The following is a 7599-nucleotide window of genomic DNA, read 5'->3' on the forward strand; positions in this document are numbered from 1 at the left end:
CGTAACAGCCTCTAGCCTCCGGCATCGCGGCAAGCAGGCGCAAAGTCGCGAGGAAGCCTGGTCCAAAGTAGGGACGGTGCGGCATGACCGCGCGGCTAGCTGCTCGGGCCAAACCGGCAATCTCGTTAGGGCGGAGAGGCCGTATCTTGCAGCGCTGGGCTGCACAATATCCACCGCACCTGCCCGAAGAAGGTAGGCAAAGCCCCCGACGCTACCAAGGTTCTCGCCGGCTGCGATGGCGCAACCTCCGGTGCGCCGCACCTCGGCGAGAGCGTAGGTGTCCTCGGGGGGCCCGATCGGCTCCTTAACCCAGCGGAGTTTCATGTTCCGCACGCCGCTGCAGAAGGAAAACGCGTTGTCCACCCGCTCTCAGGCGCAGTTCACGTCGAGTATAAGTGGGATGTCGACCGGCATAGCCTCGCGCGCAGCGCGGATGCAGGGAAGGTCCACCTCATGCAGCTTAATCGCTCGTAATCCTCGGCTCACCGCCGTGGCAGTATTGCTCGCGACATCCTTCGCCACGCCGTAGCGGAGCAAGCTGGCATAGGCGGGCACCTCGCTGCGGCCTGCATCACCGGGCAAGGCATGGAGCGGCTGGCCCGCACGCTGCGCTGCAATGTCCCAAAGGACGATATCGACAGCTGCGAGGCCGAATGTCACGGGACCGTTGCGGCCATAGTTGTGGAACCGTCGGCTGAGGCGCTGGCCCATCCTAGCAATGTCACGCGAATCTTCACCAAGGCAAGCGGGGGCGATGAGGCGCTCAACGGAATCGCGCATGGTCCCATGCCAGAGCACAGCCGAAGCCCTCGCCCCAACCCCGAAATCCGTCCTCCGTCTCAACCTGAACGAGGAGTATCTCAACACTGCGGAGCCGGAGGTTGCCGCCTGACCCGCCTAAACCAGCGGGGTGGGTTAGCTCGTCATCCGCGGCGCTCGTCGCGGTAAAGGCCAGCTCGGACCACCGCTGTGCGGCCCCGCCCCCCATCGGAGCTGCGGTAGATGCTGTAGCTGTTCTTGGCTCCTCTGGCTACAGCCCAAGCTGGCGCATCCGCGCAAGCAACTCGAACTCCTCAATGTTTGACCTTCAACGTTTCATCTGCAACATTGCACACGCGATTTGGGTACCTCCTGGCCCCGCCGTTGGTTTCCCCAGTGTGGAGCAATGTGGTGGCGCCTTGTTGGATTAAGCCTCTCAACTAGCATCGGGCCATGACATTCTCGAGCTTTGGCGCAACCAAGAGGCAGGCGTGTAAGGCTGCAGGCATGTATAGCATTTTGGTCGAACGAGTTTCAAAAACTTGGAGTGGGACATCCGCTGTCGAGGATGTCAGCTTCACGGTTAAGGCAGGCGACCTGGTCGTGCTGCTCGGCCCTTCGGGTTGCGGTAAGTCAACCACTCTACGCCTAATCGCTGGCCTTGATACGCCAACGTCCGGCCGGATCGTGATCGCCGGACAGGATGTCACGGAGCTACCGCCGGCGAAGCGTGGAATCGCCATGGTGTTCCAGAGCTACGCCCTGTTTCCGCACCTCTCTGTTGGCGAGAACATCCTTTTTGGCTTGAAGGTTCGCAAGGTCCCGCGCGCGGAGCGGGACGCTCGCTTGGCTAAGACGGCAGAGATGCTCGGGCTGAAGCTCCTCCTTGATCGCCGGCCATCCCAGCTCTCCGGCGGCCAACAACAGCGCGTCGCCCTGGCCCGCGCCATCGTGGCCGAAACCTCCGTCTGTCTCATGGACGAGCCACTATCCAACCTCGACGCGCAGCTGCGCTTGGAGATGCGGCGCGAGATCCGCGCGCTGCAGCAGCGCCTAAACATGACAATGATCTACGTTACCCACGATCAGGTGGAGGCGATGACCATGGCCGACCGCGTCATCCTCATGCGTGGCGGTCGCATCGAGCAGAACGCTACCCCGGCCGAGCTGTACGACCGGCCGGGCTCTGCCTTCGCGGCCCGCTTCGTCGGAACGCCACCAATGAACGTCATTCCTGCCCAAGCAGTCGCCGGGCGTGACTGGGCGTTGCCTGCCTTCGGAACGCACGTGCTGGGTGACCTGTCCATCGGAATCCGACCGGAGGCCGTGCGGCTCGACCCGGCCGGCGTGCCGGCGGAGATCGTGGCGGCCGAGTATCTCGGCGCTGACACGCTGATCGAGACGCGCCTGGGCAACGCCCCCTTTGTGGCGCGCACGGCGGGGCGGATTGGGATGAAGGCCGGCGACACCGTCCACTTGGCCTGGTCCCCGGGCGACGCTCACTGGTTCGACCGCGCGAGCGAACGGCGGATCGCCTGATCGGGGCGTCACACAAGTGTCATCAACGTGGTGGTAAAAGCGCGCCGGACGCAACCGGCGGATGGAGGCAAAATGGACAGGCGACATTTCCTGACGGGCTCGGCTGCCGCGGCCGCAAGCCTCGCGCGGCCTGCCCTGGCGCAGGGCACAGCGACCGAGATCTCGTTTTTCTACCCCGTGGCCGTCGGCGGCGCGATCACGCGCGTGATCGATGGCTACGCGGCCGATTTCTCGCGGGAGAGACCCGACATCAAGGTGACCCCGGTATATGCCGGCACCTATCAGGAAACCCTGGTCAAGGTGCTGACCGCGCATAAGAGCGGCACGCCCCCGACCCTCTCGGTCCTCCTTTCGACCGACATGTTCACGCTAATCGACGAGGAGGCGATCGTTCCCCTCAACGGCTTCGTCAGGACGGATGCCGACAAGGCTTGGCTGGACGACTTCTATACGGGCTTCATGCTGAACAGCCAGAGCGGCGGCCAGACATGGGGCATCCCCTTCCAGCGTTCCACCATCGTGCTCTACTGGAACAAGGACTTGTTCCGGCAAGCGGGCCTGGACCCCGAGAAGGCGCCCGCCAGCTGGGCTGAGCATGTGGCCTTCGCCGAGAAGCTCACCAGGCGCGACGCTGCTGGCAATGTCAGCCAGTGGGGCACGCAGATTCCTTCCACCGGCTTCGGCTACTGGATGCTGCAGGCGCTAGCGATCGAGGCGGGCGACGTGCTGGCCAACCAGGAGGGTGACCGTACCTTCTTCGACAAGCCCGGCGTGACCGAGGCGCTCCAGTATTGGGTGGACCTCGCGCAGAAGCACAAGGTGCATGCGCCCGGCATCGTCGAGTGGGGCACGACGCCACGGGATTTCCTCGAGGGGAAGACTGCGATGATGTGGACCACCACCGGCAACCTGACGAATATCCGGACGAACGCGCGCTTCGGGTTCGGCGTCGCCATGCTTCCCGCCAACAAGCGGCGCGGCAGCCCGACCGGCGGTGGCAACTTCCACATCGCCAGGAAGGCAAGCCCGACACAGCAGGAGGCCGCCTTCCGCTTCGCCCGTTGGATGACCCAGCCGGAGCGGGCGGCGCGCTGGAGCATCGACACGGGATATGTCGGCGTGAGCCGCGCCGCCTATGCGACGCAGACCATGAAGGACCATGTGGCGGGCTTTCCCGCCGCAGCCGTAGCGCGCGACCAGCTGGAGTTCGCAGTAGCCGAGCTCTCCACGCATGAGAACCAGCGCGTCACCAAGGCGCTGGGCGACAACATCCAGGCGGCCCTGACCGGCAGCAAGGCGCCGGACCGCGCACTGCGCGACGCGCAGGCCGAGGCCGAGCGCATCCTCAGGCCTTACCGCTAGACAGGCCTTGCCAGGGGCGGTGTGCCGCGCCGCCCCTTCCCCTTTCCAGGACAGCCATCGTCAGGGTTCGATGAACAGCCGCCTCTCCGCCGCCGTCCATGGTTGGCTTCTGCTCATGCCGGCGATGCTGCTCCTCGTCGCCTTCACGCATTGGCCCGCCGTGGCGAGCTTCATCGAGAGCTTCAGCTCCACGCCCCGTCCGCGCCGCCCCTCGCGCTTCGTGGGCGTCGCGAATTACGAGCAGATGCTGGCGGATCCCGTCTTCTGGCAGTCGCTCGCAAACAACCTCTGGTTCGCGCTCGGCACCATCCCGCTCGCCATCGGGCTCGCGCTGCTGATGGCGATCTGGGTGAACGACCGCATTCCCGGGCGCACCTTCGCCCGCATGGCCTATTTCACGCCGACGATCCTGCCCATGATCGCGGTCGCGAACATCTGGCTCTTCTTCTACACGCCCCAGTACGGGTTACTAGAGCAGGTCGCGAGTGGACTCGGCTTCGCCTCCCACAATTGGCTGGGATCGCGGGAGACGGCGCTAGCCGCAGTCGCCCTGGTAGCGGTATGGAAGGAGTCTGGCTTCTTTATGATTTTCTACTTGGCCGCCCTCCAGGGAATCTCGCCGACCCTGGCAGAGGCCGCCGCGCTAGAAGGTGCCTCGCGCTGGACCTTCTTTCGCCGCGTCCAGTTTCCCCTTCTCATGCCCACAACGTTGTTCGTGCTCATCAACGCCGTCATCAATGCCTTCCGCACGGTGGACCACATCATCGTCATGACGCGCGGTGGTCCGGACAATGCGACCTCGCTGCTGCTCTTCTACATCTACCAAGTCGGCTTCAACTTCTGGGACACGTCCTATGCCGCGGCGCTGACGGTCGTTCTCCTGGCCATGCTGGCGATCGCGGCCCTGGTCCAGTACGGATGGCTCGAGCGCAAGGTTCACTACCGATGAGCGACGCCTCCTTCACCCCAGCGCGACGCCGGCCTGAGATCCGCTTCTCCCCCTACGAACCCAGGGGATTCTGGCGTGCCCTGGAAGGCGTGGGCGCGGTCATACTGGCCACGCTCTGGGTTCTGCCGCTTCTCTTCGCCTTCTGGGCCGCCTTCCATGGCGCCGAGTACACGACGCGGCTGGAGCTAGGCGCCCCACTGACCCTCGAGAACTTTCGCCGCGCCTGGGACGCCGCGCCTTTCGCGCGCTACTTCCTCAACACCACCGTGCTGGTGACGCTGATCTTCGCCTGCCAGGTCGTACTCGGCACGCTCGCCGCCTATGCTTTCGCGCGCTTCGACTTCCCGGGCCGGGGCACCGCCTTCGCCCTGGTGCTCGTGCAGCTCATGATCATGCCGGACGTGCTGATCGTGGAGAACTACCGCACGATGAGCCGCCTCGGTCTGGTGGATACCATTCCGGGCATCGCCCTGCCCTATATCGCGTCCGCCTTCGGCATCTTCCTGCTGCGCCAGACCTTCAAGACCATCCCGAAGGAGCTGGACGACGCGGCCCGTGTCGAGGGCGCGAGCGCCCTGCAGATCCTCCTCAAGATCTACGTCCCGTTGGCGAAGCCCATCTACATCGCCTACGGCCTCGTCTCGGTCAGCTATCACTGGAACAATTTTCTCTGGCCGCTGATCGTGACCAACTCGGTCGAGGCACGCCCACTGACCGTGGGCCTGCAGGTTTTCGCCGGCGGTGACCAGGGTGTGGACTGGGCCGTGATCTGCGCCGCCACCCTGATGACCTCCGCCCCTCTCCTAGTCGGGTTCCTGCTGTTCCAGCGGCAGTTCGTGCAGAGCTTCATGCGCGCGGGCATCCGGTGAGATGATGCGGCTCATCACCTGGAACATCCAATGGGGCCTCGGCATGGACGGGCGGGTGGACCTGGCCCGCATCGTGGACCATGCGCGGGCCCTCGCCGATTTTGATGTGCTGTGCCTGCAGGAGGTGTCAGACAACCTTCCCGAGCTAAAGGGAAGCGGCGGCGAGGACCAGTTCGCCCAGTTGGCGGCCCTTCTACCCGGGTATCGGGCCGTTTCAGGGGTCGGGCTGGAGATCATGGGTGAGGATGGTGCGACGCGCCGCTTCGGCAACATGATTCTGTCTCGTCTTCCCGTGTGCCAGGTGCTGCGGCACACCCTTCCCTGGCCCGGCGGCGCGGTGCACAGCATGCCGCGGGTGCTGGTCGAGGCGATGGTCATGGCGCCCTTTGGACCGCTGCGCGTTATGACAACTCATCTGGAATACTTCTCCGACGAGCACCGGCGGGCCCAGGTAGAAGCCGTCCGTGCCGCCCATGCTCTCGCACATGACCGCGCCGCTCGTCCGCGACAGGCAGGCACCGGCACCTACGCCCTCCGGCCGAACCCGTGCTCCGCAATCCTGACGGGTGACTTCAACATGGTTCCCTCGGACCCAGCAAAAGCCCGAATCTCTGCCCCTTTCGAGGACGGCACCTTGGCCTTCCTCGACGGCTGGAGTATCTGTCACGGTCAGGACCCTCACCCGCCCTCCTTCTGCATCGCGGATCAGACTTATGGTTCTCCGCATTGCTCCGACTACGTTCTGGTGACGGAGGATCTGAAAGGCCGCGTTCAGGCGATGCGTTACGACACTGATGTCCGCTTGTCCGACCATCAGCCGGTGGTGCTTACCCTCGACTGACGAGAGCTTGCCTCTGGACGTGCTGAGGCGGCCAAAGGCTCTGTTGTTTTCGCAAGGAAGCATTTCAGCACGCGTCGACGGTACGCTTACTCGCTCGGATGAGGGGCGCATTCAGGAAGGGCGGTCCCCGATTTGATCCCGGTCTTACTCCCACCGGTTCCGCGGCCGGTGCCGCGCCTTCGGGGCCCAACCCGTGCTGGTGCCTTGCTCGTGCCCGACTACGAGCAAGATTAATGCAACAAGGCCACGCCGGGGTGTGGATGGCGCATCCTTCCATTATCCCGCCGCACGTTCAGGCGACTTCCCCACGGTGAGGACGCCCAGTACCAACACCTGCGCCAGACACATCTGAGCAACCAGCGAGCGGAACGCGAAGAGATCCGCATCCCGGACATCCAAGGCAACGGTGGCAGACGCAAGTAGCGGGCTGAGCGGGCCATCGGTGAGCGCTACCACAGTGACACCGTTGGCCACAGCCAAGGCTGCCGTCTCCACGGCATCCGCCGAGTAGGGATGAAGGCTGATGAGACCCAGCGCATCTCCTGTACGCATCGTCTCCGCTTCGTCCCGCAGCATGCCGGCGGCGCCTACCATCAACCGCGCTGCCTTGCCGGAACGCGTAAGGCCACAGGCAATGTAGCCGGCCACCGGGTGGGACCGCCGCTGTCCCATGACATGAACCAGCAGGGCACTGTTAAGGATGGAGATGGCCTTTTCCAGCGCTTCAGCATCCACCGTCTCCCGCAGGTTCTGCACAGAATTCTCGCTGAGGGCTGTTGCCTGCCGGCGCAGACCGGACGCGCTGGAACTGCCCCGGCCACGCGCAGGCGGTGCACCCTTTCCCCATAGCTGGGGGAGGATATCGCTAGGTACAGGCCCTCGTTGGTGTCGGTGACACTGCCGAACACCACTGCCTTCGTCTCACCCGATGCCTGCCTGAGCAGGGTCATGAGGCGGTAGAGGTCCAGCCGGTAGTCGAAGTCGAGGATCCCACACTGCCGGCCGTCCTCCAGGTTGCGCGCCATGCCCTTTGATACGGCGCTCACCTTCTGCCCCTCGATGAACAGGTTGCTGCAGTCCACATAGGCGAGATGGGTCAACTGAGGTCCTCATCGAGCTTGCCGCCACCAGGACCAGGGCCCCTGCCCTCCCCTGCCTGCTCGGCTGCGCTGCCGGCTGGATAGAGCACGTGGGTCAAGTTGCCGCCCAGAGCGCCTCCCCTGCCCCCACTGAGGCACTGGCCGGGCTGGTAGAGCGGGTCACCTACCACAATGCCGAGG

Annotated in this window: 8 protein-coding genes; 5 read left to right on the top strand and 3 right to left on the bottom strand. The window is 64.6% G+C overall.

The features are described 5' to 3' along the window. Together D9599_RS32650 and D9599_RS29750 are read right to left on the bottom strand one after the other, a co-directional pair. Positions 1–363 (bottom strand): enolase C-terminal domain-like protein (locus D9599_RS32650; protein ID WP_375373098.1); only part of this gene is annotated, 363 nt, incomplete at its 3' end. Positions 364–369: 6 nt separating this feature from the next. Then, positions 370–780 carry a hypothetical protein gene (locus tag D9599_RS29750; protein ID WP_198384957.1) on the bottom strand — a complete coding sequence of 137 codons (411 nt, stop codon included), beginning with the start codon at positions 778–780 and terminating at the stop codon, positions 370–372. Between the two features lie 486 nt (positions 781–1266). Between D9599_RS29750 and D9599_RS29755 the strand changes: the two genes are divergently transcribed. The 5 genes from D9599_RS29755 to D9599_RS29775 all read left to right on the top strand — a co-directional run bounded on the left by D9599_RS29755 (position 1267) and on the right by D9599_RS29775 (position 6319). Beyond that, positions 1267–2298, top strand: a complete 1032-nt coding sequence (locus tag D9599_RS29755; protein WP_198384958.1) for an ABC transporter ATP-binding protein — start codon at positions 1267–1269, stop codon at positions 2296–2298. A gap of 72 nt (positions 2299–2370) precedes the next feature. After that, positions 2371–3660, top strand: coding sequence for an ABC transporter substrate-binding protein (locus D9599_RS29760; RefSeq protein WP_198384959.1), 1290 nt, complete (start codon positions 2371–2373; stop codon positions 3658–3660). A gap of 70 nt (positions 3661–3730) precedes the next feature. Then, positions 3731–4609 (top strand): carbohydrate ABC transporter permease, encoded by an 879-nt coding sequence (locus tag D9599_RS29765; protein ID WP_198384960.1) that lies wholly within the window; start codon positions 3731–3733, stop codon positions 4607–4609. Next, positions 4606–5478, top strand: a complete 873-nt coding sequence (locus tag D9599_RS29770; RefSeq protein ID WP_198384961.1) for a carbohydrate ABC transporter permease — start codon at positions 4606–4608, stop codon at positions 5476–5478. Before D9599_RS29765 ends, D9599_RS29770 begins: the two co-directional genes overlap by 4 nt. 4 nt (positions 5479–5482) lie before the next feature. Beyond that, complete coding sequence (locus tag D9599_RS29775; RefSeq protein ID WP_198384962.1) at positions 5483–6319, top strand: endonuclease/exonuclease/phosphatase family protein; 837 nt, start codon at positions 5483–5485, stop codon at positions 6317–6319. A gap of 276 nt (positions 6320–6595) precedes the next feature. Here D9599_RS29775 and D9599_RS29780 read toward each other — a convergent pair whose 3' ends face one another. After that, positions 6596–7075 carry an SIS domain-containing protein gene (locus tag D9599_RS29780; protein ID WP_198384963.1) on the bottom strand — a complete coding sequence of 160 codons (480 nt, stop codon included), beginning with the start codon at positions 7073–7075 and terminating at the stop codon, positions 6596–6598. Between the last annotated feature and the right edge of the window lie 524 nt (positions 7076–7599).

This window comes from Roseomonas sp. KE2513, from assembly GCF_016107305.1.
Lineage (GTDB): Bacteria > Pseudomonadota > Alphaproteobacteria > Acetobacterales > Acetobacteraceae > Roseomonas.

Coding starts and splice junctions, on each gene's coding strand:
- D9599_RS29775 (WP_198384962.1), top strand. CDS start 5,483: ATGCGGCTCATCACCTGGAACATCCAATGGGGCCTCGGCATGGACGGG.
- D9599_RS29770 (WP_198384961.1), top strand. CDS start 4,606: ATGAGCGACGCCTCCTTCACCCCAGCGCGACGCCGGCCTGAGATCCGC.
- D9599_RS29760 (WP_198384959.1), top strand. CDS start 2,371: ATGGACAGGCGACATTTCCTGACGGGCTCGGCTGCCGCGGCCGCAAGC.
- D9599_RS29755 (WP_198384958.1), top strand. CDS start 1,267: ATGTATAGCATTTTGGTCGAACGAGTTTCAAAAACTTGGAGTGGGACA.
- D9599_RS29765 (WP_198384960.1), top strand. CDS start 3,731: ATGAACAGCCGCCTCTCCGCCGCCGTCCATGGTTGGCTTCTGCTCATG.
- D9599_RS29750 (WP_198384957.1), bottom strand. CDS start 780: ATGCGCGATTCCGTTGAGCGCCTCATCGCCCCCGCTTGCCTTGGTGAA.